The organism is Nocardia grenadensis (assembly GCF_050942415.1).
GTDB lineage: Bacteria > Actinomycetota > Actinomycetes > Mycobacteriales > Mycobacteriaceae > Nocardia > Nocardia grenadensis.
Genome location: NZ_CP192054.1, coordinates 856,707 through 881,737 on the forward strand (window position 1 = coordinate 856,707; position 25,031 = coordinate 881,737).

Genomic DNA, 25,031 nt, shown 5'->3' on the forward strand with positions numbered 1-25,031 from the left:
TGGGGTGGGTATAGATTGAGCGCGTCATCAAGTTCGACAGCGTGAACGTGTAGGGAGTCAGTCAGCTCGTGAGCGAGTCGTCGACCAGCGGCGTGCAGGCGGCTGATCCTGATCTGTGTCGAGTCTCGGTGATCGGTGGGAATACCCAGCTGGACCTGGGATTGCCTGCCACGATCCCGATCGCGTCCTTTATCGCGGACATCGTCGATCTCATCGAATCGCGAACCCCGGATCTCACCGAACACGAAGGCGGTGGGGCGCCCCCGCGGACCACACACTGGACACTGGCCAGAATCGGCCGGGACCCCATCTCACCGAACCAGACCTTGACCGACGCCGAGGTCTTCGATGGTGAACTGCTCGTACTACGTTCGGTGACCGCCAAGGAATCACCCGCGCTGTTCGACGATGTCATCGATGCGGTGTCGCGGTTGACCGCCGCGTCGTTCCGTAGTTGGACACCGGGCGCGGCACGCTGGATGGGTGTGGTCACCGCCTTGGGCGGACTGCTCGCGGCGCTCGGATTGCTGATGACCGCGAAGCAGAACGGTGCAAGCATCTACCTCGGCTTCATCACCGTGGGTACCGGACTCGCGGCCATGGCCGCGGCGGTGATCGCGGTCCGCAAGTACGGCGCCCTACTCGTCGCGGTGATGCTCTCGCTGTACACGCTGCTGTCGGGCGCCGCCGCGGCGGCGCTGTTCGTCCCGGGTGATCCCGGGAGTCCGCACCTCCTGCTGGGCTGCGTAACCGCCCTGGTGATCACCCTGGTGGCATACAGCGTCACCGGGGTCGGCGCCATGATGTGCGCGGTGGTCGTCACCGTCGCGGTGTGCGGCGGGTTCGCGGCCTTCGTCCGAATGGTGTGGGATATCGAGACACCGAAGATCGCCGCGGGTGCCCTGGTCGTAGCGTTGATCGTGATCACCATGGCGCCACGGATATCGGTGGCGGCCGCGCGTCTTCCGGTGCCCCCGGTGCCGACCGCGGGCGGTGCGATCGACCCGGCCGATCACGAGCCGCGACCGACAATCGAGGATATCGGCGCCATCGGCGCCACCGCGCTGCCGTCGGCAGCCGGACTGGAGCGCCGGGCGACCGCCGCGAACCACTATCAGTCCGGTCTGCTGCTGGGCAGTGTCGTCACGTCGGTCCTCGGCGCGGTACTCGCGGCCGATCCGCTGGGCGCGGCGCGCTGGCAGGGCATCGCGCTCGCGGTCGTGATCGGGCTGATCCTGTGCCTGCGTGGACGATCGTTCGCGGATCTGCTCCAGGCGAGCATCTTGATCGGGGGCGGTGCGGCAACATTGGTCGCCGTCTCGGTCGCTGTCGGGCTCGGACCGGCCGCCACCCCGGTGTCGGCGGCCTGCCTGCTGCTCGGCCTGTCTGTCGCGATGCTGTACTTCGGTGTGATCGCACCGCATATCGAGATGTCGCCGGTGGTACGCAGACTGGGTGAGATCCTCGAATATCTCCTGATCGTCACCATCATCCCGCTGGTGTTGTGGATCATGGACCTTTATTCCGCCGCAAGAAATCTATGACCGAGGCGAATTGATGAGCACTTCGTCGCGGCTGGCCGGGGTGGCGCTGATGGTCGGTCTCAGCACGATCGGGTTGCCCGCGCCCGCCTCCGCCGTCGCACCGCCCGGTATCGACGAGGGGGCCCTGGGCGCCGCGATGGCCATCGCGGCAGCGGCAGGGCCGCTCGAACCGACCGAACAGCGATCGGTCTGCGCCGAACCGACTCTCGCCGGTGCCCCACCCCGGGACCCGCCACCGTCGCAACGCCTCCTCGACCTGCCCGCGGCCTGGCAGTTCAGCCGAGGCGGGGGACAGAAGGTCGCGGTGATAGACACGGGGGTCAACAGGCATCCACGTCTGCCCGCCCTGGAGCCGGGCGGCGATTTCGTGTCGAATAGCGACGGTACTGCCGACTGCGATGGTCACGGCACCCTGGTCGCCGGTGTCATCGCCGCCGCGCCGAGTCCCGATGACGGATTCGCCGGAGTGGCCCCCGATGCGCAGATCCTGGCGATCCGCCAGCTCAGCCTGGCCTACGAAGCGAAGGACCGGCCCGGCGGCGACGTCGCGGGCCAGATCACTACGGCCGGGTACGGCACTGTGGCGACTCTGGCCGCGGCGGTTGTCCGTGCCGTCGACACGGGTGCCACCGTGATCAATATCTCCGAGGTCGCCTGCGCGCCGTCCGGGGCCGCTCCCGCCGACGCGGCGCTCGGCGCCGCCGTGAAATACGCCTACGACCGAAATGTGGTCGTGGTGGCTGCCGCCGGCAACGTGCAGCAGGGCGGGGCCTGCGAGCAGAACGAGGGTACGGACTGGGGTGCGGTGCGGACCGTGGTAAGTCCCGCCTGGTTCAGCCCGTATGTGCTCTCGGTCGCGTCGGTGGACGCCGATGGAAGGCCCTCGCCTTTCTCTATGCACGGCCCCTGGGTCGGCGTCGCCGCACCAGGCCATGGCATCGTCTCGCTGGACAGCAGGCCGGGCGGCACCGGTGTCGTCGATTCCGTGCAAACCGGCGAGGGCGTCGGGTCCATCGATGGGACAAGCTTCTCCTGTGCCTATGTCTCCGGGCTCGCCGCATTGGTGCGTGCCAGATTCCCCGAGCTCTCGGCTCAGCAGGTGATGGACCGGATCACCCGCACGGCGATGCAACCCGGGTCCGGTCGAGACGACCGGATCGGTGCGGGACTGATCGACCCGCTCGCCGCGCTCACGGCGCAGTTGCCCGCGCAGCCGATCGGTACGGGAGCCGATGTGCCGCGAGCGCTGCCCGCGCCGGCGCCCGCGCCGTATGTCGATCCGCTACCGCGCACAGTGGCGACCGTCGGCACGCTTACCTTGCTCTCCCTGCTGGGAGTCGGATACGCGTTGTCCGTCCCGTTCCGCAGACAACGCGGCAGCGCCGATCCAGCGGAGGACACCGGAGCCGGAGAAGGGCTGTAGGACATGGCTACCGAAGGATTTGTGCGACGGCCTCGGATCGCACCGCCCCGGCCCCCGGGCGGGGAAGTGGCACTCAGCGCCCCACCGGAGATACCCCGGCCGGTGCCGGCCGGGTTGTTGATGAAACTCATGCCGTTGGTCATGGTCGTCGCCGTCGTCGGCATGATCGCGATGATGGTCATGATGGGCCGGAACCTGCTGGCCAATCCCTTCATGATGATGTTCCCGTTGATGATGCTCATGTCCATGGTCGGCATGATGGCGGGTTACCGGGGCGGCGGTGGTACCAAGCAGGCCGCGGAACTCAATGAAGAACGTAAAGACTATTTCCGGTACCTCGACCAGGTACGCAAAGATGTGCGCAAGACCGGCGTTGCCCAGTTGGAAGCGTTGAGCTGGAGCCATCCCGAGCCGGCGGATCTGCAATCGATAGTCGGCAGCCGGCGGATGTGGGAACGACGGCCGAACGATCCCGATTTCGGTCATGTGCGAGTGGGGGTCGGCAGTCATCGGCTGGCGACCAAGCTGGCCCGGCCCGAAACCGGTCCGCTGGAGGACCTGGAGCCGGTGTCCACGGTCGCGCTGCGCCGGTTCGTCCGAACCCATTCGGTGGTGCACAATCTGCCCACCGCGATCTCGTTGCGGGCATTCCCCGCCGTCAATATCGAAGGCGATCCCGTGGCGGCCCGGATGCTGGTCCGGGCGATGCTGATGGAGTTCACCGCCCTGCACGGACCGGACCACACCGCGGTGGCGATCATCTGCGCCGACCCGGACGGCGATACGTGGGCATGGGCGAAATGGCTGCCCCACCTGCAGCATCCCGTCGAACGAGACGAACTCGGTTCCCGGCGCATGATGTATCAGTCGCTGGCCGAACTCGAGACCGCCATGTCGGCCGAACTTCTCGAGCGCGGCCGCTTCATGCGTAACGCGCAGCCGACGGCGGGGCGTATCCACCTGTTGATCATCATCGACGACGGTTACGTCAGCGGCACCGAGCGGATCGTCAGCGACGCCGGACTGGACTCGGTCACCGTCCTCGACCTGTCCGCCCCGCAGACCGGGCTGGCTGTGCGCCGCGGACTGCAACTGGTCGTCGAGGGCGGGATGGTCGCGGCGAAATCCGCGGCGGGGACGGAGAAATTCGCGACCGCCGACTCGGTCGGCGTGGCGGAGGCAGTCGCACTGGCCCGCGCGATGGCGCGGTATCGGGTGGCGACAGCGGCGCAGATCGTCAGTCTCGGCGACGAGACTCGCTCTGTCGCCGACCTGATGTCGTTGCTGAAGGTGCCCGATGCCGCGCAGATAGATCCGGCGGTGGTCTGGCGTCCGCGCAGCGACCGTGAACGGCTCCGGGTACCGATCGGAGTGACCCCGGACGGTACCCCGGTCGAGTTGGATATCAAGGAGTCCGCCGAGAACGGTATGGGGCCGCACGGATTGTGTATCGGCGCCACCGGCTCCGGTAAGTCGGAGTTCTTACGGACGCTGGTTCTTTCGCTGGTGACCTCGCATTCGCCGGATCTGTTGAATCTGGTGCTCGTCGACTTCAAAGGTGGGGCGACCTTCCTCGGTCTCGACTCGCTGCCCCACGTCGCCGCGGTGATCACCAACCTCGAGGAAGAACTCTCGATGGTCGACCGTATGAAGGACGCGCTGTCCGGCGAAATGAACCGACGACAGGAACTGCTGCGTTCGGCGGGCAACTTCGCCAATGTCACCGAGTACGAGAAAGCGCGCGCCGCGGGCGCACGGCTCGACCCGTTACCGGCACTCTTCATCGTGGTCGACGAGTTCTCCGAACTGCTCTCCCAGAAACCGGATTTCGCCGACCTGTTCGTGATGATCGGCCGGCTCGGCCGCTCGCTGCGTGTGCACCTGTTACTCGCTTCGCAGCGATTGGAGGAGAACAAGCTGCGCGGACTGGACAGCCATCTGTCGTATCGGATCGGCCTGCGTACCTTCTCGGCCAACGAATCGCGCGCGGTGCTCGGTATCACCGATGCGTATCATCTGCCGAGTGTGCCCGGTTCGGCGTATCTGAAAAGCGACGCCGACGATCCGCTGCGGTTCAACGCGGCGTACGTGTCCGGCCCTTATGTTTCACCGCGGGGGAACCAGGACGCCGGCTGGCGTTCGCTCGGCGGCCGGTCTCCGGTGGTGTTCACCGCTCGGGAAGCCGAAGCCGGCTTCCTCGCCGCGCCGCGCGCCCGGGCCGACGCGACGCGCCCCGGACTGCCCGAGCTGCCGCCGCCGCCGGGCGCGGCCGACATGGCTGCTCCGGAAGCCGAACCGATCGGCACCCCGAGCGCCGGTGTACCTCCGGCACTGCTTCAAGTGGTCGTGGGACGTCTCGTCGGGCACGGACGGCCGGCTCACGAAGTATGGCTGCCACCGCTCGATGAATCTCCGTCCGTCGATATGCTGCTTCCCGATCCGGACTGGAAGTCGCCGGTGAACCGCAGCGGACAGCTGTGGATGCCGATCGGCGTCATCGACAAGCCGTACGAACAACGGCGCGATGTCCTGGTCGTCGACCTTTCCGGAGCGCAGGGCAATCTCGCTGTGGTCGGCGGACCGCAATCCGGCAAGTCGACCACTCTGCGCACGGTAATCCTGGCGGCGGCAGCCACTCATACACCTGAGCAAATCCAGTTCTACTGTTTGGACTTCGGCGGGGGCACCCTGGCCAGTCTCGGGGATCTGCCGCATGTCGGATCGGTGGCGAGCCGACTGGAAGTGGACCGAGTCCGCCGGACGGTCGCCGAAGTCGTCACGCTACTGCATCAGCGCGAAGACCGTTTCCGTGAGCTCGGTATCGAGTCGATCGTCGAGTTCCGCAGACGTAAAGCCCGGCTCGCCCAGCTTCCTGAGGCGGAACGGCGCGCCGACCCGCTGTCTGAGGATGCCTTCGGCGACGTATTCCTGGTAGTGGACGGTTGGCCGACCATCCGTGCCGAGTTCGACGCTCTCGAGCAGGCCTTCAACGCGCTGGCCGCCCAGGGTTTGTCCTACGGTATCCACCTCATGCTGTCGGCCGGCCGTTGGCCCGAGATCCGGCCCAACATCAAGGATCTCATCGGCACCAGACTGGAGTTGCGGCTGGGCGATCCGACCGATTCGGAGATGGATCGACGAACCGCGATGCTCGTCCCGATGAACCGTCCGGGCCGGGGTTTGACACCGGAAAGCCTGCACATGCTCGTGGCATTGCCGCGGCTGGATTCCAACTCCGATGCAGATACCCTGGCCGAGGGCGTCGCGGCGGCCAAACAAGAGCTCAATGTGCTCTACGCCGGCAGCCGAGCTCCCGAGGTGCGTATGCTCCCGCTGGAGATACCGCGTGAACAGGTGCTCGAGGCCGCCCGTCGGCACGGAATCGAGCTCGGTCCGACGCGCGTCGCGATCGGTATCGGCGAATCCGAATTGCGTCCTCTGGTTCTCGATTTCGCGGCCCAACCGCATTTGATGGCCTTCGCCGACACCGAATGTGGCAAGACGACGCTGTTGCGCAATATCGTGATGGGTGTGGCCGAGAATTCGAACGCCGATCAAGCGCGGGTGATTCTCATCGACTACCGGCGCACGATGCTCGGGGTCCTCGAAGGCGATCAGCTGGCCGGGTACTCGACCTCTTCCCAGACTTCGGTCGGCATGATCAAAGAGGTCGCGAGCTATCTGAATCGACGCATCCCCGGCTCCGATATCACTCCGAAGCAGTTGCGGGAACGCAGTTGGTGGAGTGGACCGGAGATCTATATCGTCGTCGACGACTACGACATGGTGGTCGCGGGTCAGAATCCGCTGGAACCACTATTGGAGTTCCTACCGCAGGCACGCGATATCGGGATGCATCTCATCGTCGCCCGGCGGTCCGGTGGGGCGGCTCGCGCGTTGTACGACAAGGTCCTCGGCAGGATGAAGGATATCTCGGTGGACGCTCTGCTGATGAGCGCGCCCAAGGACGAAGGAAGAATCCTGGGTGATATCCGCGCGGCGAAACTACCCCCCGGTCGGGGCACGCTGATCTCCCGTTCCCGCAGCGAACCCGAGTTGGTCCAGGTGGCCTACCTTCCGCCGGTGTAGTCGGCGCACCCGGCCGAGGACCGGTCGACCGGCGATGGATTCATCCCGATACGGGCAGAGTTATCGGAAAACCGGTCAGCGGTGTCGTCGAGAACAGTGCCTCCCGGCCGCCGCGATCGCCCTCGTCCCGCATCCAGCTGTTGACGTGGCGTTCGAACAGCGCACATGAGGGGCTTTGGCTGCCCGGTTCGGCGATCCGTGCCAACCGGAATCCGGCCCGCAGGTAATAGGCGTGCAGGTCGCTGTTGGTGGTCCAGGCGTCCAGCCGCACCCAATGGCGTCCGTGGGCACGGACGAGCGCGGCCGCATGGGCCAGCAGCTGCTGGCCGACCCCCTGCCCGGCATAGCGGAGATCCACGATCAGGTGGTGAACGATCAGCGAATCGCCGAGTTCCGCGGCCGTCCACAACTCCTGGTCCGCGCGCTCATTGATGGTGATCGTACCGGCGGGCCGGCCGTCCACCTCCGCGATCCAGGTTTCCCAGGCGGATACGGCCCTGCGTACCACGTGTGCGAAGTAGCCGATCGATAAGCCGCACGCCGCGGTAGACCATTGATCCGAGCCACGCGCGGCCAGCCAAGAGGAACGCTGTAGCCGCAGCCGGCAGATCAGTTCCAGGTCATCGGATGCGGCGGGCCGAATCTGCACCGTCATGAGCTAGAACCATATCTCGGACCGATCGGTCTCATCCAGCACGCCACGGATCACCGCTGTTCCGGCGGAATCGCCCAGTTCGTAGGCAAGTCGATTGCTGGTCGCGATGGAGCGATGGCGGGTCACCCGGGTGACACGCCGGTGATTGGCGCCGACTCGCAGATGATCCAACAGGATGGTGCCGACGGCGACGCCGAGCACCGCGGCCTCCTCCGCGCTCGCCGGACGCGCGACAAGGGTGTCGCGGTGAGCGGTCTCGCCGTGGCCGCGATCGGCGAGGCGGCGTGTAGTCCCTTCAGCGATATCGTGAGGTGAATCGATACCGGTCGCCTCGGCCAGATCTCGCGGATAGAAGCTCACCTCCCATGACCACGGCTCATTGTCGAGAAACTGCACGACGGTCCGAGCCAGCACCCAGGAGTCCACCGGGATGCCCAGCCACTGGGCGACACGCTGGTCGGCCGGCTCCATCCGCGCACTGAACTCTTTGGTCGGACGCCGGCCCGCGGCGCGCGCTATCTCCTCGAAGATATCGTGGCCGGCTCGTGGCCGATCCGGCCGGATATGGTCGGTGACCACCGATTCCAGCACTTCCCGGCTCCGTACGATGGTCCCCCGGGAGGTTGCTGTGTAGACGAGATTCTCGGCGACGAGTACCTGAATGGCATTACGCGCCGTGGTGAGCGAAACCTGCGTCTGCTCGGCCAGTTCGGAGTGACTGGGTAGCCGATCCCCGGGCTGCCATCTGCCTGCGCGTATCTCCTCGCGGAGGTGGTCCGCGATCCGCCGATACGTCGGACCGTCCGCCATCGTGCTCCTCGGGTGGTCTCCAGGTAACGAAGTGTACGCTTTTCGTGTCCGGGGGGGCCTGTATCGCTTGACAGTGGCCTTTCGCGGTTTATTGTAATCAACGTACTGACCCGGTGTTGTGCGGCGATGAACGGCGAGGCAACCGTGATAGGTTCGGATACAACAGTCGTAATGGCTCTTCCCGGCGCCCAGCGCGGCGCTGATCCCTTGGCGCAGAGCGGGTCTCCCGGTCTGCCGAATTCGGACCTACTGGTACGCGCCGCGCGCGGACACCGGGTCGTCGGGGGTCAGCTGCTCTGGTACGCCCGTGATCTAGCGGTACTCCACGAGCGCAGATTGGTGGGCCGCGGCGGTTCCATCGTCACCGATCCCGACCGGCTGGTCGAGATCGACCGGCGCCGGATGGAATTGGTTCTGGCGATCGATGATTGGGTGGGGCGCAATGTTCCGCAGCATCGGCTCGGTGTCACTCTGCACACCGAAACCGTCGGCGCGATCATCGATCGGCTCGCCGAATCCGCGGTTCGCGCGCATCACGCGCTGATGACCCTGGACGCGAATGACGAACTCCTGCACGGCGCCTGGCATCATCTGGCCGAACTGGCCGATGCCTATGACGCGCTGGTCGGCGATGTGCTGGCCGGAAGGCGCAGGTTGCCGGAGTGGTGACGCCCGGGCCGGTCGCCGCCACGGCCGGTTCCGGGGTCCACTACGCGGTACCGGTTCCGCGCGCCGGGTTCACCCGCCCTGATGCGGCCGGTAGCTCTGCGTGAAATCGTCGGCTACGGTCGCCGCCAGCTCCACGTAGGCCCGCTTGGTCTCCTTCTTCAACCGCGGCAGGTCGATTTCGGCGCCCTCGGACATATGCGGGTCGAACGGGATCATGTGCACCGCCCGGCAGCGCGAGAGGAAATACTGCCGCAGCTGCTGCACATCGATATTCGGCGTACCGTCGCGCGGCGAGTTGATCACCACCACGGCGTTCTGCACCAGATGGTGGTAGCCGTGCAGCGACAACCAGTCGAGGGTGGCCGACGCGCTCTGCGCGCCGTCGATCGCGGTGGGAGAGATGAGCACCAGGGAATGCGCCAGTTGCAGTACACCCGCCATCGCCGAATGCATCAGACCGGTACCGCAGTCGGTGAGGATGATGTTGTAGAACCGCTGCAGGATTCGGGCCACCGCGCGGTACTCGTCCTCGTTGAAGGCCTCCGAGGCGGCCGGATCACGTTCGCTGGCAAGCACTTCCAGGCGGCTGGTCGCCTGCGAGGTATGCCGCCGGACATCGGAATAGCGTTCGATGGCCGGATCGAGCAGCAGATCCCGGACGGTTGACCGCGTCTGCAACGGGACGCGCTGCGACAGCGTGCCGAAGTCGGGGTTGGCGTCCACCGCGATCACCCGGTCTCCGCGGATCGAGGCGAAGGTCGAGCCCAGACCGATGGTGGTGGTCGTCTTACCGACACCGCCCTTGAGTGAGAGCACCGCGATCCGATAGTCCCCGCGCACCGGTTGGCGGATCCGCGCGACCAGCTCCTGCAGCCGCCGCTCCTCCGCGGACATACCGGGGTTGATCCGGCCGCCGGAGGCGTGGTGCACCACTTTGCGCCAGCCGTGGCCGGAGGCCTTCTTCGCCCGGCGCACCGAGACATCGTCGAGGGATGGCGCGCCCGGGCCCGGTGCGCCGAATTGCGCCGGGTTCTGCTGCCACTGCTGCGGCGGCGGCCCACCCTGCTGCTGCTGGGCCGGCGGGTGCTGCCACTGCTGCGGGGGTGCGGGGTTGTACTGGGCCGGCCCGAGGCCCTGCGGGGGCGGTCCCGGGTTCTGCTGCCATTGCTGCCGCGGACCCTGAGCGGGGGGTGCCGGAGCCTGGGGCGCCGGTGGCTGAGGGAGGGGTTGCCGGGCAGGGCCCGGTTCCGGGGCCTGACATCGGGGCGCCGCGGCAGGTGGGGTGGCCTCTGGGGCCTGCCACTGGGCACGGTTCGGTGCGCCGGGGCTCGGCCGCATCCGGTCGCCGGGGGCGCCGGCGTGCGGCGGGGGGGCGCTTTCGGGCGCGCGCGGCCCGCCGGCGGGCGCGGTCCCGGGTGCCGGCGGGGGGCTGCTCTCCGGAGCTCGGAAGGGGTCCGGAGCCGAGGTGGGTTCGGCTGCCGGGGCATGTTCCGGGGGCGTCGAAGCAGTGAAGGAATCGGGTGCCGTGAACGGGTCCGGTGATCTGGTGGGCTCCGGAACGGGGGTGGGGTCCGGAGCCGGGGAGGGTGCCGGGGGACTGAAGGAATCGGGTTCCGTGAACGGCTGCGGGGCGGGTGCGAGCGCCGGCGAATCGGCCGGTTCGCCGGCGGCGGGTGCGTCCGACTCGACAGACGCCGAGAGCTCGCCCGGGCCGACGGTGCCCATATCGGCCGCGACCTCGGCGGGAGACGGCGGCAGATCGGGCAGTCGCCGCAACGGCTGCTGCGGCGCCGGGCTCTCTTCCGCGCGTGGTGAGTCGCCGGGCGGATCGGGCAGCGGCGGTGGTGGTGGGAGGAACTGCGGGGGCGCGGGCGTCGCGGCGGACGGTCCGGCTGCGCCACCCACCCGGTCCTCCGTCGTGCCGGGCCGGGGGTCGGGCTCGGGCGCCTGCTGCGGCGGGATCGGGTGATGCGGGCGCAACCTGTCGAATTCCGGCGCCGGCTCGCCCGGCTGCCGTACCGGCAGCTCCGGCGGATCGGTCGCCGGCGCCCGGAAGGCATTCGGCGCGGCCGCCGTGGGCGCCGGCGCGCTGTCCGGACCCCACTGCTGCCCCGGACCGGGCGTCGGTGGAGCCGGCAGGTCGGGCCGGTCGGCGGGCGGATACGGCGCGGCCGTGCCCTGCCCGGGCGGCGGGAACGGATCGGCGCCCGAGTGGCGCGACGATTCGGTGTGCTCGGGCGGGGGGGTGGCCCACTCGTGCCGGCCGGTCGCCTCGGCCCAGTTGTTGCGTTGGGCGGGGCGGGGGCCGGTGCTGTTGGGGAGGAGCTCCCCGACGCGGTCCTCGAGCGACGGCTGATCCTTGTTCTTGTTCCGGAACCAGCCCTTTCCCTTTTTCTTGTCGCTCTCGGCGGAGCGGTCCTCGCCGCGGCCGCGGCGGGCGAAGAAGCCCTCCGCCGGTTCGGGGGTCTCGGGAATGACCTCGTCCTGGGGCAGATTCTGGACCGGCGGCGGCTCGTAGTTGCGGAAATTCCCCTCGCCGACCCCGGTGACCTCGGTATCGGCCAGCCATGGCGGCAGCATGGGGAGGCCGTCGTTGCTGCGGCTCACCGGTCCCCTCCTGGAATGGTCGACCTCGGACAGCGGCCAGTTTACGCGACAACCACCCTTGCGCTCAGTGCCGGGGAGCCGGGTCCGGGCCGCGCGACGCGCCTCGCGGAGGGTACCCCTTTTTGCCCCATCACATACCTACCGGTAAGCTGACCAGGCGGTGTATCAAAGCGCCGCCTGTTCGTGTGCGATCGGTTGTCGTGTTCGCCGTTGTACACGGTGTGCCGTTCCGCGGTCGCACCGGTGTGCGCCGGCCGGTCCCGCGGGCAGTACCAGGCAATCAGACCAGGTTGAGTGTAACCGGGATCGCGGAGGATATGGCGAAGAAAGACGGGGCCATCGAGGTCGAGGGGCGGGTTGTCGAGCCGTTGCCGAATGCGATGTTCCGGATCGAGCTCGAGAACGGGCACAAGGTCCTCGCGCATATCAGCGGCAAGATGCGTCAGCACTACATCCGCATCCTGCCGGAGGATCGGGTCGTCGTCGAGCTGTCGCCGTACGACCTGTCCCGCGGTCGGATCGTCTACCGCTACAAGTGAACGAGTGGGCCCCGGCTCGCTCCCCGAGATTTCCCCGGTCGTACCCGACCGGGGTCAACTGTGTCCACACCCGTAGGTGTGGACCGCAACGAAAGATTGGACGGACGTGAAGGTTCAGCCGAGCGTCAAGAAGATCTGCGAGAAGTGCAAGGTGATCCGGCGCAACGGCCGGGTCATGGTGATCTGCGACAACCTGCGGCACAAGCAGCGGCAGGGCTGACACCGCGCCTGAGCACCGAACGCGGTTCGGACTGGCACACAGAAGAACTCCCAGCTCCAGCCGCACACTGAGGATTTTTCCGGGGTGACCCGGAAGGTGTGCGTGCCTACCCCCGGAACGGAGGCCGGGGCCCCACCAGACGAGGGGACGGACAGGGAGCAGACCTCCGCAACAGTTAAGGAAACTCACCAGTGGCACGTCTCATGGGCGTCGACCTCCCGCGCGAGAAGCGCATGGAGATCGCACTGACCTACATCTACGGCGTCGGCCGTACCCGCTCGAAGGAGATCCTGGCCGCGACGGGCGTCAGCCCGGACCTGCGCTCGAAGGATCTCACCGACGAGCAGGTCACGCAGCTGCGTGACTACATCGAGGGCTCGTCTCTCAAGGTCGAAGGTGACCTGCGTCGTGAGGTCCAGGCCGATATCCGTCGCAAGATCGAGATCGGCTGCTACCAGGGCCTGCGTCACCGTCGTGGCCTCCCGGTCCACGGCCAGCGCACCAAGACCAACGCGCGCACCCGCAAGGGCCCGAAGCGCACCGTCGCCGGCAAGAAGAAGTAGGGGATAAGCGATGCCTCCGAAGTCCCGGGCCTCCGGCCCGAAGAAGAGCCAGAAGTCGCGCCGCAGGGAAAAGAAGAACGTCCCGCACGGTCACGCGCATATCAAGAGCACGTTCAACAACACGATCGTGTCCATCACCGACCCTTCCGGCAACGTCATCTCCTGGGCGTCGTCGGGCCATGTCGGGTTCAAGGGTTCGCGCAAGTCGACCCCGTTCGCCGCGCAGCTGGCCGCCGAGAACGCGGCCCGCAAGGCGCAGGAGAACGGTGTCAAGAAGGTCGACGTGTTCGTCAAGGGCCCGGGTTCGGGCCGCGAGACCGCGATCCGTTCGCTGCAGGCCGCGGGCCTGGAGGTCGGCACGATCTCCGATGTCACTCCGCAGCCGCACAACGGTTGCCGTCCGCCCAAGCGGCGTCGCGTCTAAGCGGGAAGGAAGGTAGAGCACAATGGCCCGTTACACCGGACCCATCACCCGCAAATCGCGTCGCCTGCGCGTCGACCTGATCGGCGGTGACCAGGCTTTCGAGCGTCGCCCCTATCCGCCCGGCCAGCACGGCCGCGCGCGGATCAAGGAGAGCGAATACCTGCTCCAGCTGCAGGAGAAGCAGAAGGCCCGCTTCTCCTACGGCGTCATGGAGAAGCAGTTCCGCCGGTACTACGAGGAGGCCAACCGCCTCAAGGGCAAAACCGGTGACAACCTGCTGCGTCTGCTGGAGACCCGGCTGGACAACGTCGTGTACCGCGCCGGTCTGGCCCGGACCCGTCGCCAGGCCCGCCAGCTGGTCAGCCACGGCCACTTCCTGGTGAACAACAAGAAGGTCAACGTTCCTTCTTTCCAGGTCACCCAGTACGACATCATCGATGTCAAGGAGAAGTCGCTGGCGACCCTGCCGTTCCAGGTGGCGCGGGAGACCGTCGGTGACCGTCCGGTCCCCGGCTGGCTCCAGGTCATCCCGGGCCGGCTGCGCATCCTGGTGCACTCCCTGCCGGAGCGCGCCCAGATCGATGTACCGCTGCAGGAACAGCTGATCGTCGAGTACTACTCGAAGTAAACGGTCGGCTGTGTGCATCGGGCATGAGCGAGGGCCCTGCGTGGTGACGCTACGCTACCGCCTTCGGGCTTGACTCGCTCATACCGTGCCGCTGGTGTGGGCCGTCGAACCGCGACGGCCCACACAACCCCTAGACGAGGCGTCAAATAGCGGGCGCCCAAAACAGGAGGATTGATCCCATGCTGATTTCCCAGCGTCCGACCCTCACCGAAGAGGTCATCGCCGACAACCGGTCGAAGTTCACCATCGAACCGCTCGAGCCGGGCTTCGGGTACACCCTCGGTAATTCGCTGCGGCGCACCCTGCTGTCCTCGATCCCGGGGGCCGCGGTGACCAGCATCCGCATCGACGGCGTTCTGCACGAGTTCACCACCGTGCCCGGCGTGAAGGAGGATGTCACCGACATCATCCTGAACCTCAAGGGCCTGGTCGTGTCCTCGGAAGAGGACGAGCCGGTCACCATGTACCTGCGCAAGCAGGGCCCGGGGACCGTCACCGCCGATGACATCGTGCCGCCGTCGGGTGTGGTCGTGCACAACCCGGATATGCATATCGCCACCCTGAACGACAAGGGCAAGCTCGAGATCGAGCTGGTCGTCGAACGTGGTCGCGGTTATGTCCCGGCGGTGCAGAACAAGGCGACCGGTGCGGAAATCGGCCGGATCCCGGTGGATTCGATCTACTCGCCGGTGCTCAAGGTGACCTACAAGGTCGAGGCCACCCGTGTCGAGCAGCGCACCGACTTCGACCGGCTCATCCTGGACGTGGAGACCAAGAACTCCATCAGCGCGCGGGACGCGCTCGCCTCGGCGGGCAAGACCCTGGTCGAACTGTTCGGCCTGGCCCGTGAGCTGAACGTCGAAGCCGAAGGTATCGAGATCGGCCCCTCCCCGGCCGAGGCGGATCACATCGCCTCCTTCGGGCTGCCGATCGAGGATCTGGACCTCACCGTCCGTTCCTACAACTGCCTGAAGCGCGAGGGTGTGCACACCGTCGGCGAGCTGGTGGCGCGGACCGAATCGGATCTGCTGGATATCCGCAACTTCGGCCAGAAGTCCATCGACGAGGTCAAGGTCAAGCTGCACGCGCTGGGCCTCTCGCTCAAGGACAGCCCCGCGTCCTTCGACCCGTCCAGCGTGGTCGGCTACGACGCGAGCACCGGAACCTGGTCCGACAGCGGCACTTTCAGCGATAACGACGGCGGCGAGCAGGACTACGCCGAAACCGAACAGCTCTAGGCCGCGCAGGGGTAGGCACCCGCGTCGGCCTTGCGCCCGCGATGTGAGCGTGCAGTCGAGGGCATGGAAGTTCATGCCCAACGTCGGACGCCCACACCGCACATACACAAGGAGAACCCACAATGCCCAAGCCCAAGAAGGGCGCTCGCTTCGGCGGGTCGGCGTCGCACCAGAAGGCGATCTTCGCCAATCTGGCCACGGCGCTCTTCGAGCACGGTCGGATCACGACCACCGAGGCCAAGGCCAAGGCGCTGCGCCCCTACGCCGAGAAGCTGGTCACCAAGGCCAAGGCCGGTACCCTGGCCGACCGCCGCGAGGTGCTCCGGGTGATCCGGAACAAGGACGTCGTGCACGATCTCTTCGCCGAGATCGGTCCGTCGTTCGAGGGCCGCAACGGCGGCTACACCCGGATCATCAAGACCCTGCCGCGTAAGGGCGACAATGCCCCGATGGCGATCATCGAGCTGGTCCGGGAGCAGACCGTGACCAACGAGGCCGATCGCGCCCGCCGGGTCGCCGCGTCGCAGAAGGCGGAGGAGAAGGCCCCCGAGACCGAAGCCACCGAGGCTCCGGCCGAGGAAGTCGCGGCCGAGGAGAAGGCTGACGACAAGGCTGACGACAAGGCGTAATTCGTCTGCCGGGGACGCGCGCGATGTGGGTCCCCGGTTCGTCGACGAGCCCGCCGCCCATTACGGGCGTGCGGGCTCGTCCCGTATCCGGAGGATGGTCTGGTGAGCGAACACGATCCGGGATCCGCGACAACCGGTTCGGTCCCGTGCGGGCCCGCCGGCACGCGGGCGATCGGCGGACCGGCCACGGCGGCCGGGACCGCGAGTGGGCCGTGCCAGGAGACCGCGACGACGTCGGTACCGGCGCCGGAAGGCGGGCGCTTCCGCTTGGATATCTCCTATGACGGCACCGACTTCGTGGGCTGGGCCCGCCAGCCCGGTCTGCGGACCGTACAGGGTGTGCTCGAGGAATCGCTGGGGAAAGTGCTGCGCGAGCCGGTGCAGTTGACGGTCGCAGGACGCACCGACGCCGGGGTACACGCCGAGGGGCAGGTCGCTCATTTCGATACCGGGGTGGAGGTGGACGCCGACAAGCTCGTGCACCGGATGGCCAAATTCCTGCCAAAGGACGTCCGGATAACCGATGTCCGTCCGGTACCCGCCGAATTCGACGCCCGCTTCTCGGCGATTCGCCGCCACTACATCTACCGTCTCACCACCGCGCCCTATGGTGCCGACCCCTTGGCCGCGCGCAGCGTGGTGAGTTGTCGGCCGGTTGATCTCGATGCCATGCGGGCGGCCTCGCGCAACCTGCTCGGCCTGCACGATTTCGCCGCTTTCTGCCGTCGCCGGGAGGGCGCGACGACCGTCCGCGAACTGCAGCGTTATGACTGGGTGCGGGAGGGCGAGCACCTGAACGCCCATGTGAGCGCCGATGCCTTCTGCTGGTCGATGGTCCGCAGCCTGGTCGGCGCGGTGCTCGCGGTGGGGGAGGGCCGCCGGACACCGGAGTGGGTCGCAGGGCTGCTGGCGGAGCGGAGCCGGTCGAGTTCGGTGACCGTCGCGCCCGCGCACGGGCTGAGCCTTGTCGCGGTCGACTACCCGGCGGAACAGGACCTGGCCGCCCGCAACGTCCAGACCCGGGAGATGCGGTCGGTTCCCGCGAGGGACTGCTGTATCTGATGGCCTCGTCTCCGGCGGGCGGGCCGGGGCTCCGTGACCCCGGCTCGTCAACTCCGGCGCTCAGTCGCTGCGCTCAGTCGCTGCAGAACCGCGGATAGGGTCGGGGCTGGAATAGGTCCCCTCGACGAGAAGGTTGCGGTAGGTATGACCATCGATCTCGGACGGTACGGCGTCTGGCGCTACTACAAGCTGTTCACCCCGGAAGCGGCGGCGGAACTCGAGCGACTCGGCTACGGAGCCCTCTGGCTCGGCGGCTCGCCGAGCGCCGACCTCCCGGTGGTGGAGGACCTGCTGGCGGCCACCGAGACCCTGAAGGTCGGCACCAGCATCGTCAATATCTGGACCGCCCCGGCCGCCGAAACCGCCGAATCCTTCCACCGAATCGAGCAGCGGTTCCCGGGACGGTTCGTGCTCGGCATCGGCTGTGGTCACCCGGAGGCGAACAAGCCCTACCGCTCCCCGTACGAGGCGCTGGTCGAATACCTCGACGAATTGGACGTGGCGCAGGTCCCGGTCGCCGGCCGGATGCTCGCCGCGCTCGGACCGAAGGTGCTGAAGCTGGCGGCGGACCGTACCGCGGGCGCGCTGCCCTATCTCACGACTCCGGAGCACACGGCGCAGGCCCGTGAGATCGTCGGTGACGCGCTGCTGGTGCCCGAACAGAAGCTCGTCGTGGACACCGATCCCGACAGCGCCCGCGCCACCGGCCGCACCGTGGTGGACATGTACCTCGGCCTGCGCAACTACACCACCAACCTGCGGCGTCTCGGCTACACCGACGAGGACATCGCCAAGCCGGGCAGCGATCGCCTGCTCGACGCGCTCGCCGTGCACGGGCCGGCCGATCAGGTCGCGGCGCAGGTTCGCCGTCATATCGAGGCGGACGCCGATCACCTCGCGCTGCAGGTCCTCGACGAGGACTACCTGGCTACGCTGCGCACCCTGGCGCCGCTGCTCACTCAGCAGTCCTGACTCGGCGGGTGGGGTGTAGCCCGCGTGGGTGACCCCACCCGGGACAGGGCTCAGGAACGAACCAGCCGGGCGATCGCGTCGGTGGCTTCCTTGATCTTGGCCTCGGCATCCGGGCCACCGGCGACCGCCGCGTCCACCACGCAGTGGCTGATATGGTCCTCCAGTAGTCCCATCGCGACCGCTTGCAGGGCCTTGGTCATGGCGGAGACCTGGGTGAGGATATCGATGCAGTACTTCTCCTCCTCCACCATCCGCTGCAGGCCGCGAGCCTGCCCCTCGATCCGGCGCAGCCGCTTGAGGTAGTCGTCCTTGGCGGTGATGTAGCCGTGGTTCGCGTGGTCGTGGGACATGTGGCCGGTCCCCGTCTCGTCGGCGGATCCCGCCGTGGTGGATGTGGAAGTCACCGATTGTCTCCTCTGCGCCGGTCGAGAGGACCGTTGATACCCCCCTAGGGTACAGTTCCGGTCCGGGCTTGTCAGGTGCGTGCCCTCGCCTGTACGCCCATGCCACCTACGCGGAACAATCGAGACCATGACTTCCCAGGATCGGCCCGCGCTGGCCGTCATCGGCGGTAGTGGATTCTACGATTTCTTCGACGGCGCCACAGACGCGGTCACCCTGCGAACCCCCTACGGTGATCCGAGCGCGCCGATCACGGTGGGGGAGGTCGAGGGCCGCCCGGTGGCCTTCCTCCCACGCCACGGCGCACGGCACGAGTACTCCCCGCACACCCTGCCCTACCAGGCCAATATGTGGGCACTGCGATCGATCGGCGTGCGCCGTATCTATGCCCCCTGCGCGGTCGGCAGTCTGCGGCCCGACTGGGGCCCGGGCGCCGTGGTCATCCCGGACCAACTCGTCGACCGCACCTCCGGGCGCCCACAGACCTATTTCGACGGTAACGGTATACACGTCTCCTTCGCCGACCCCTACTGCGCCGACCTGCGCGCCACCGCGGTGAGATCCGCCGACAGCGCGGTGCACGTCCACCCGCACGGGACCATGGCGGTCATCCAGGGACCGCGCTTCTCCACCCGGGCCGAGAGCCGCTGGTTCGCCGCCCAGGGCTGGGAGCTGGTCAATATGACCGGCTATCCGGAAGCGGTACTCGCCCGCGAACTGGAGATGTGTTACGCGGTAATCGCGCTGGTCACCGATCTGGACGCGGGTATCACCGAGGGAGAAGGCGTGCGAGCGGCCGATGTGTTCGCCGAATTCGAACGCAATATCAAGCCCTTCAAGGACCTCGTCCGCGCCGCGGTCGCCGCGGTCGCCGACACCGAGACCTGCGAGCACTGCCGGGTCCACGCCGGGGTCGCGTTGCCCTTCGAACTGCCCTGAACCATCCCGCGGCTCCGCGCGGCCGCGGGATAGTCTCGTCCGGTGGATACGCCCCTGCGACTAGAGGTGATCGTCGCCAGCGTCCGGCCCGAACGTTTCGCGCCTGTGGTCGCCGACTGGTTCCTGCGCACGGCGCGGGCCCGGACCGAATTCGATATCGGCGTGCTCGACCTGCTGGACATCCCGCTGCCGCTCGATCTCACCGAAACCCCGGAGACTCTCCGCTTCCGCGAGAGGCTGGCGGCCGCGGACGCGTTCGCCGTGGTGACCTCGGAGTACAACCACGGCTATCCGGCCTCGCTGAAAACCGCCTTCGACAGCGCGAAACACGAATGGCGCGCCAAGCCGGTGGGTTTCGTGTCCTACGGCGGGCTGTCGGGTGGTTTGCGCGCGGTGGAACAACTTCGCCAGGTGGTGGCCGAGGTCCATATGGTCTCGGTACGCGAATCGGTGAGCTTCCATCGGGCGCGTAAACAGTTCGACGCCGCGGGGAACACGGGCGACGGTGCGGCTATCGACGCCGCGGACCAGATGCTGACCCAACTCGCCTGGTGGGCTCCGACGTTGCGCAATGCGCGGTCCGCCGACCCCTACCCGGGCTGAGGCTCGGACGGAGCCTGTGCCTCCGGAAGGCCAGCGGTGACCGGTCGAATCCGGACAGGGGTTTCGGATCCCATGGCACGAGCGGGGATGGACCGCAAGCCCGGAGTGGTGCCGAAGGTGTTCAGTGGTGCTGGGGTTGCTGGGCCGCCGGCGCGGGACGGCGGGTCCGGGGTTCACCGATGTAGGTGTGTTCCCGGGGAATCGAGACCAGGTTCAGCGGAATCTGAGTGGTCGCGGTACGGACGACGACCCGGTTACCGATCGCTCCGGGTTGCTGGATCGACAGGTCGGGTTTGGTGGCCGGCCAGCCCATCGGGTCGCCGGTGACATAGATCGTGGTGATACCGGCGTGCGGTGCGGGGGCGAGCACGCCGTCGACGACGGTCGTGGTGAACATGGCGTCGGACTGGTGCATTTCGACGGCAAGCATCAGGCGCTCCGGATTGCCGATCGTCTCGATCAGCTGGTACCACGCTTGTGGGCGGTCGGTGCGCACCAGGATCCGTTCACCGACGGCCAGCGCGCGGAACACCAGCTGCTGTGCGAGATACAGTTCGCCCGCGACGTACACCGACGAGATACCGGCACCGACGAGCCGCAGTGCCACACCGTTGCCCTCGTCGTCGGATCCGATCAGCTGTCCACAGCCCGACGACGGCAGGGCCAGCGCGTCCAGCACATCGATCGGGTACTCGGCGGTGGGGACGATGTCCTCGACATCGGGGATACCGACCGGCAGATGCGCGAGCAGCCCGTCACGATGCCGGCCGTTCATCGAAACCATACCCTTGGAGGTGGTCTTCTCCGGGAGTTCCCGCAGGGTGGACCGCCAGGCCGCGCCGACGTGCACGGTATCTGCCGTACTGCCGGGCCGCAGCCGGACCGCGACGGTGGTGCCCCGGGATTCGGCCACCCACAGCTGCGAAAGGATCTCCGAGCCCAGCTGTTTCGGATCGATCGCGGACCCGATGTTGACGCTGTTGCCGAGTTCGGCATACCGCCACCGGTGGGTCAGCTCGCGCGCGTCGGCTCCGTGCAGCACCTGACGGACGGCCGCCCGGATCTCCGAGGCGGTCAGCACCCGCGACCCGCACCCCGCGTCCTCGAGCGTCCGCACGATGCGCTGGGTCGCGATGGTGACCGCGCGCGCCGCGCCCTCGTCGCCGCCGCCGCGGCGTTTCGCGGCCCCGGGGCAGTCGACCATATCGAACCCGATCGCCAGCCAGACCGTGCGATACGCGGTGGCGGGCAGTGGCCCCAGCAGGGATTCGTAGATGGCGCCCGCCGGTGTGCCGGAGCGGCTGCGGTGGCCGTGACTGATGATGTCGATACCGCTGAGCAGGATGTCGTGCTGGGCGAGGCAGGTCGCCAGCTCCGCCATCGGCAGCAGGTGGGAGGCGTGCACCGCGGTACGGTCGATGCGGGTGAGTCCGCCGCGCGGCGGCAGCACCTCGACGACCGCGACCACCCGGCTCTCGTCCCAGTACAGGCCCAGCGAACGGTCGTCCGGTCCGCGGAAATCGCTGCTGTCCCCGATCCGGTATTCGCGGTGGGCCCGATAGTTCCACCAGGTGCCCACCCAATCCAGCAGCACCCGGCGCCCGACCGGAACGAGCGGAACACATCCGACGACGACCGCGATCCCCAGCGCGATCCAGGGGTTCACTCCGGTGACCAAGGCGATCATGCCCGTGACGAGCGCGAATACCTGTGCGATAAGCAGATTGCGCATCGAGATACGCCCGAAAAGCAGGCTGCGCCTGCGCCCCACTGCGGCTGGAACGGCCATCAGAGTCCCCCAGGTACCCGGTGTCGGCCGATTATCGGCGGCCGAGCTGAACTACGTCCTCGCGAACTGTACTGTGTTCGGCGAGCACCAGCACAGTTCGGGGGAAGACGATGCCTTCAAAGCCCACCACCAGGTGGCAGATCAGCGGTTACAACTTCCTGGTTCGCCGGATGGAGCACGCGTTGGTGCGGCGGGACGTGCGGATGCTCCACGACCCCATGCGTTCTCAGGTGCGTGCCTATGTCGTGGGCCTGGTCCTGGCCGTGGTGGTACTCGCCGGCTGCGGTGTGCTGGCCCTGCTCCGGCCGCAGGACAAGATCGACCAGAACAAGATCCTGATCGGCAAGGAATCCGGCGCCGTCTACGTGGTGATCAACGACGTGGTGCATCCCGCGTTGAACCTGGCGTCGGCCCGGTTGGCCGCGGGCGAGGCGCCGGACGCGTCGATCGTGAAGGAAGCCGAGATCGGGAAGAAGGCCCGGGGTCCACTGATCGGTATTCCCGGTGCGCCCGGCTCGATCCACTTCGATTCCTCCGGTACCGGACGGCAATGGACCATCTGTGACGAGATGAAGATCGATGGCAGCCAGGACCGTACGACGTCGGTACTGGCCGGCGACCTCGAGCTCGGCGCGAAAGCCGAATCGATGGGTACGGACAAGGCGCTGCTGGTGCAGGGGGAGAACCACACCTATCTGGTCTACGACAGGAAACGCGCGCGCATCGATATGACCGACCGCGCGGTGACCGACGCCCTGAACATCACCGGCGCCACCCCGCGGCCGGTGAGCGAAGGCCTGATCAACGCGATACCGGAAGTGCAGCCCATCGTCCGGCCCGATATCGCCGATGTCGGTACCGCCCCGATCGGTTTCGAGGTCAGCGGTCACCGCATCGGTGACGTAGTGCAGGTCGGTACCTCCGGAACCGAATATCACGTGGTGCTCGCCGACGGGCTGCAGCCCATCTCGGCCCTGACCGGGGAGATCATTCGTAACTCCAACCCGCAGACTCCGGGTGACGACACCATCGACCAGCGCGAACGCACCGATGCCCCCGTTTCGACGGCCCTGCGGGTGGGCGACTACCCCAAGACGGCCCCGGCCGTGCTCGAGCCCAAGGACCATCCGGTGAGCTGCCTGTCCTGGAAACCTATCCCGGAAGCCGGCGAGAACACCGGCACCCGGGCCGAATTGCACGTCATCACGGGAGTCGGCCTGCCGATATCGGACAGCGCGAAACTGGTACCGCTCGCCCAGGCCGACGGGTCGGGCCAGAACGTCGACTCCGCCTACCTGGCTCCGGGGACCGGCGCCTATGTCCAGACCACCGGGATCGAACCGGACAGCAGCCGTAAGGACAGCGTCTTCTATATCGCCGATACCGGTGTGCGGTACGGCATCAAGAACGCCGACGCCGCGAAGGCGCTGGGTATGCCCGGGAAAGCCGAGTCCGCGCCCTGGCCCATCGTCGGGCTGCTGGCCTCCGGGCCGAGCCTGGGCCGAGAAGAAGCACTGGTCGCACACGACGGGGTCGCACCGGATCCCTCGCCGGCCGCGCAACCGGTGGCCACGAAGTAGTACTGGTCCACATCGGTGGATGCACCGCTCAGTTGCCGCCATCTCCACCGGGTTCGATCGAGCGTGGAGGCGCTGGCCTGGTAGAGCCAGCGCTGTTCGGTGTCGTCGAAATGCGGATTGCAGAGGTGCTCACCGGCCGGAGCCGGAACAGACGCTGCCGGGCCCCGCCGGATTCCGAACGCCCAACCGGAACACGACACGTCGACAGATCCGCCGCGGTCGGCGCGGATCTTCTCCGGCGCCGAGCGACTCGATCGGGAGGCGTCGCCTCAGGCGTCGTCGTCGCCGACGCCGAAGCGGCGACGGGCCGGGAACGAGGCGAGATAGCCGAGCACCAATCCGCCCCCGATGATCCCACTGCCGATGAGGGCCACATTCCGGGCGGTATGGTCCGGCGGTGGGGGCGGAGCGGGGATCGCGAGCTGCTTGCTGACCGCGGGATTCGGCTGCTTGGGCCGTAATTCGTCGGGAACCTCGTTGGTCAAGGCCGCGATCGGGTCGATCGCGCCGTAGCCCACATAGGGGTTCCAGCCCTCGGCCGGTGCGTGGGCGGTCGCCTGGATGCGTTTCATGACCTCGACGGCGGACAATTCAGGAAAACGGGAGCGCACCAGCGCGACCACGCCGGAGACATAGGGTGCCGCGAAACTGGTGCCGTTGATGGTCTGCCGACCGCCCTGGGCATCGACCGTTCCGTTGATGACCCCGCCGCTGTGCACGTCGAGGGAGACGATGTTCTCGCCCGGCGCGGCGACACTGAGCCAGGGGCCCGGGACGGTGAACTCCGAGGGGGCACCGTTCGCATCGATAGAGCCGACCGAGAGCACCAGATCGTCGTAGCGAGCCGGTGTCACGTTGACGGTCGCATTGCTCCACGGGTCCGCCGCGGGATCCAGCGGGTCCTGGATGCCGGTATTGCCCTTGCAGCTGTCGTTGTCGGTATTACCGGCCGAGGCCACCACGACCACGTTCTTCTGGTGGACGGCGTAGTCGAGCGCGGCACCGAGCGAAGCATCGGAGATAGGGCCGGCACTGCACGCGACCTCGGAGATATTGATGACAGTGGCGCCCATATCGGCGGCCCGCCGGACGGCCTGCGCCATGGTGGCGACATTGCCGTATCCCTCTTTGGAGAGATCTTCCGGCGTTTTGGTGGCATTGCTGCCCGCTTTGACGTACTTATCACTCGTCTGGCGGATCGTGAGGATCGCCGCGGCCGGTGCCACTCCGGAGAAGCCCTCGTTCGGGACCCGGCTCGCGCCGATGATGCCGGCCACGATGGTCCCGTGCGCGTCGCAATCCTCGGTGCCGTCACCGCTGTTGGCGACGAAGTCGCCGCCGGCGCGTAGCCCGGGCAGCCGGGCATGGCGGGCCACCCCCGTATCGATCACCGCGACGACCTGCCCGGCTCCTTCGGAGAACTGCCACGCCCGCGTCAGGTCGAGGGCGGCCTGCGCGGGTGGCACGGTCGGACCGCCGCCGCCGGAAACGGTGCTGTTGCAGGCGGTATTCGCCTTGCGCTCGGTGGCCTGGGTGGGTTTCGCCGGATCACCGGCCGGCAACTGCCCGGGATCGACGGGTGCGGGCCGGTCGGCATACGCCACCGGAGAGCCGAGCCCGAGCGTCGCACTCATCCCGAGTACCGC

Annotated in this window: 22 protein-coding genes; 16 read left to right on the top strand and 6 right to left on the bottom strand. The window is 67.5% G+C overall.

The genetic code is table 11. The features are described from left to right. Positions 1-68 precede the first annotated feature (68 nt). From eccD to eccCa, 3 genes are read left to right on the top strand one after another with little or no spacing between them, the layout of a single operon-like run. Entirely contained in the window at positions 69-1,544 is a 1,476-nt protein-coding gene (eccD, locus tag ACQPYS_RS03730) for a type VII secretion integral membrane protein EccD (protein WP_433491699.1), read from the top strand. A gap of 13 nt (positions 1,545-1,557) precedes the next feature. Next, complete coding sequence (gene mycP / locus ACQPYS_RS03735) at positions 1,558-2,967, top strand: type VII secretion-associated serine protease mycosin (RefSeq protein WP_433491700.1); 1,410 nt, start codon at positions 1,558-1,560, stop codon at positions 2,965-2,967. A gap of 3 nt (positions 2,968-2,970) precedes the next feature. After that, positions 2,971-7,056 (top strand): type VII secretion protein EccCa, encoded by a 4,086-nt coding sequence (eccCa, locus tag ACQPYS_RS03740; protein WP_433491701.1) that lies wholly within the window; start codon positions 2,971-2,973, stop codon positions 7,054-7,056. Between the two features lie 40 nt (positions 7,057-7,096). Here eccCa and ACQPYS_RS03745 read toward each other — a convergent pair whose 3' ends face one another. Beyond that, positions 7,097-7,711: a GNAT family N-acetyltransferase gene (locus ACQPYS_RS03745; protein WP_433491702.1), complete on the bottom strand. Its 615-nt coding sequence runs from the start codon at positions 7,709-7,711 to the stop codon at positions 7,097-7,099. A gap of 3 nt (positions 7,712-7,714) precedes the next feature. Next, on the bottom strand, positions 7,715-8,521 hold the full coding sequence (locus ACQPYS_RS03750) for a GntR family transcriptional regulator (RefSeq protein ID WP_063035638.1): 807 nt from the start codon (positions 8,519-8,521) through the stop codon (positions 7,715-7,717). Between the two features lie 171 nt (positions 8,522-8,692). Between ACQPYS_RS03750 and ACQPYS_RS03755 the strand changes: the two genes are divergently transcribed. Continuing rightward, positions 8,693-9,190, top strand: a complete 498-nt coding sequence (locus ACQPYS_RS03755; RefSeq protein ID WP_063035639.1) for a DUF4254 domain-containing protein — start codon at positions 8,693-8,695, stop codon at positions 9,188-9,190. A gap of 69 nt (positions 9,191-9,259) precedes the next feature. Here the strand turns inward: ACQPYS_RS03755 and ACQPYS_RS03760 are convergent, their stop codons facing one another. Further along, on the bottom strand, positions 9,260-10,915 hold the full coding sequence (locus ACQPYS_RS03760) for an AAA family ATPase (RefSeq protein WP_433492964.1): 1,656 nt from the start codon (positions 10,913-10,915) through the stop codon (positions 9,260-9,262). Between the two features lie 1,199 nt (positions 10,916-12,114). On the opposite strand from ACQPYS_RS03760, the gene infA reads away from it, so the two are divergent. The 9 genes from infA to ACQPYS_RS03805 all read left to right on the top strand — a co-directional run bounded on the left by infA (position 12,115) and on the right by ACQPYS_RS03805 (position 18,072). Beyond that, on the top strand, positions 12,115-12,336 hold the full coding sequence (infA, locus tag ACQPYS_RS03765) for a translation initiation factor IF-1 (RefSeq protein WP_003418601.1): 222 nt from the start codon (positions 12,115-12,117) through the stop codon (positions 12,334-12,336). A 106-nt stretch (positions 12,337-12,442) separates the two neighbouring features. After that, positions 12,443-12,556 (top strand): 50S ribosomal protein L36, encoded by a 114-nt coding sequence (rpmJ, locus tag ACQPYS_RS03770; protein ID WP_025347279.1) that lies wholly within the window; start codon positions 12,443-12,445, stop codon positions 12,554-12,556. 191 nt (positions 12,557-12,747) lie between these two features. Continuing rightward, positions 12,748-13,119: a 30S ribosomal protein S13 gene (gene rpsM / locus ACQPYS_RS03775; RefSeq protein WP_030522614.1), complete on the top strand. Its 372-nt coding sequence runs from the start codon at positions 12,748-12,750 to the stop codon at positions 13,117-13,119. Positions 13,120-13,129: 10 nt separating this feature from the next. Continuing rightward, positions 13,130-13,543: a 30S ribosomal protein S11 gene (gene rpsK, locus ACQPYS_RS03780; protein WP_030522613.1), complete on the top strand. Its 414-nt coding sequence runs from the start codon at positions 13,130-13,132 to the stop codon at positions 13,541-13,543. A 22-nt stretch (positions 13,544-13,565) separates the two neighbouring features. Then, positions 13,566-14,171, top strand: coding sequence for a 30S ribosomal protein S4 (gene rpsD, locus ACQPYS_RS03785; protein WP_039822512.1), 606 nt, complete (start codon positions 13,566-13,568; stop codon positions 14,169-14,171). 179 nt (positions 14,172-14,350) lie between these two features. Then, the gene (locus ACQPYS_RS03790) at positions 14,351-15,409 is read left to right on the top strand and encodes a DNA-directed RNA polymerase subunit alpha (protein ID WP_030522611.1); all 1,059 of its coding nucleotides are present in this window, start codon (positions 14,351-14,353) and stop codon (positions 15,407-15,409) included. A gap of 122 nt (positions 15,410-15,531) precedes the next feature. Beyond that, positions 15,532-16,038, top strand: a complete 507-nt coding sequence (gene rplQ / locus ACQPYS_RS03795) for a 50S ribosomal protein L17 (protein ID WP_433491703.1) — start codon at positions 15,532-15,534, stop codon at positions 16,036-16,038. A gap of 267 nt (positions 16,039-16,305) precedes the next feature. Beyond that, entirely contained in the window at positions 16,306-17,100 is a 795-nt protein-coding gene (truA, locus tag ACQPYS_RS03800) for a tRNA pseudouridine(38-40) synthase TruA (RefSeq protein ID WP_433492965.1), read from the top strand. Between the two features lie 144 nt (positions 17,101-17,244). Further along, positions 17,245-18,072, top strand: a complete 828-nt coding sequence (locus ACQPYS_RS03805; RefSeq protein WP_433491704.1) for an LLM class F420-dependent oxidoreductase — start codon at positions 17,245-17,247, stop codon at positions 18,070-18,072. 50 nt (positions 18,073-18,122) lie between these two features. Here ACQPYS_RS03805 and ACQPYS_RS03810 read toward each other — a convergent pair whose 3' ends face one another. Beyond that, positions 18,123-18,422 carry a metal-sensitive transcriptional regulator gene (locus ACQPYS_RS03810; RefSeq protein ID WP_063035713.1) on the bottom strand — a complete coding sequence of 100 codons (300 nt, stop codon included), beginning with the start codon at positions 18,420-18,422 and terminating at the stop codon, positions 18,123-18,125. A 181-nt stretch (positions 18,423-18,603) separates the two neighbouring features. Between ACQPYS_RS03810 and ACQPYS_RS03815 the strand changes: the two genes are divergently transcribed. Further along, the gene (locus ACQPYS_RS03815; RefSeq protein WP_431940682.1) at positions 18,604-19,413 is read left to right on the top strand and encodes an S-methyl-5'-thioadenosine phosphorylase; all 810 of its coding nucleotides are present in this window, start codon (positions 18,604-18,606) and stop codon (positions 19,411-19,413) included. A gap of 42 nt (positions 19,414-19,455) precedes the next feature. Continuing rightward, a complete protein-coding gene (locus ACQPYS_RS03820; RefSeq protein WP_433491705.1) occupies positions 19,456-20,016 on the top strand; it encodes an NADPH-dependent FMN reductase in 561 nt (186 codons plus the stop codon). A 121-nt stretch (positions 20,017-20,137) separates the two neighbouring features. On the opposite strand, the gene eccE is transcribed toward ACQPYS_RS03820, so the two are convergent. Continuing rightward, positions 20,138-21,805, bottom strand: a complete 1,668-nt coding sequence (gene eccE / locus ACQPYS_RS03825; RefSeq protein WP_433491706.1) for a type VII secretion protein EccE — start codon at positions 21,803-21,805, stop codon at positions 20,138-20,140. Positions 21,806-21,915: 110 nt separating this feature from the next. Between eccE and eccB the strand changes: the two genes are divergently transcribed. Beyond that, the gene (eccB, locus tag ACQPYS_RS03830; RefSeq protein WP_431940679.1) at positions 21,916-23,385 is read left to right on the top strand and encodes a type VII secretion protein EccB; all 1,470 of its coding nucleotides are present in this window, start codon (positions 21,916-21,918) and stop codon (positions 23,383-23,385) included. A gap of 269 nt (positions 23,386-23,654) precedes the next feature. Here the strand turns inward: eccB and mycP (ACQPYS_RS03835) are convergent, their stop codons facing one another. Further along, a complete protein-coding gene (gene mycP, locus ACQPYS_RS03835; RefSeq protein ID WP_433491707.1) occupies positions 23,655-25,019 on the bottom strand; it encodes a type VII secretion-associated serine protease mycosin in 1,365 nt (454 codons plus the stop codon). Between the last annotated feature and the right edge of the window lie 12 nt (positions 25,020-25,031).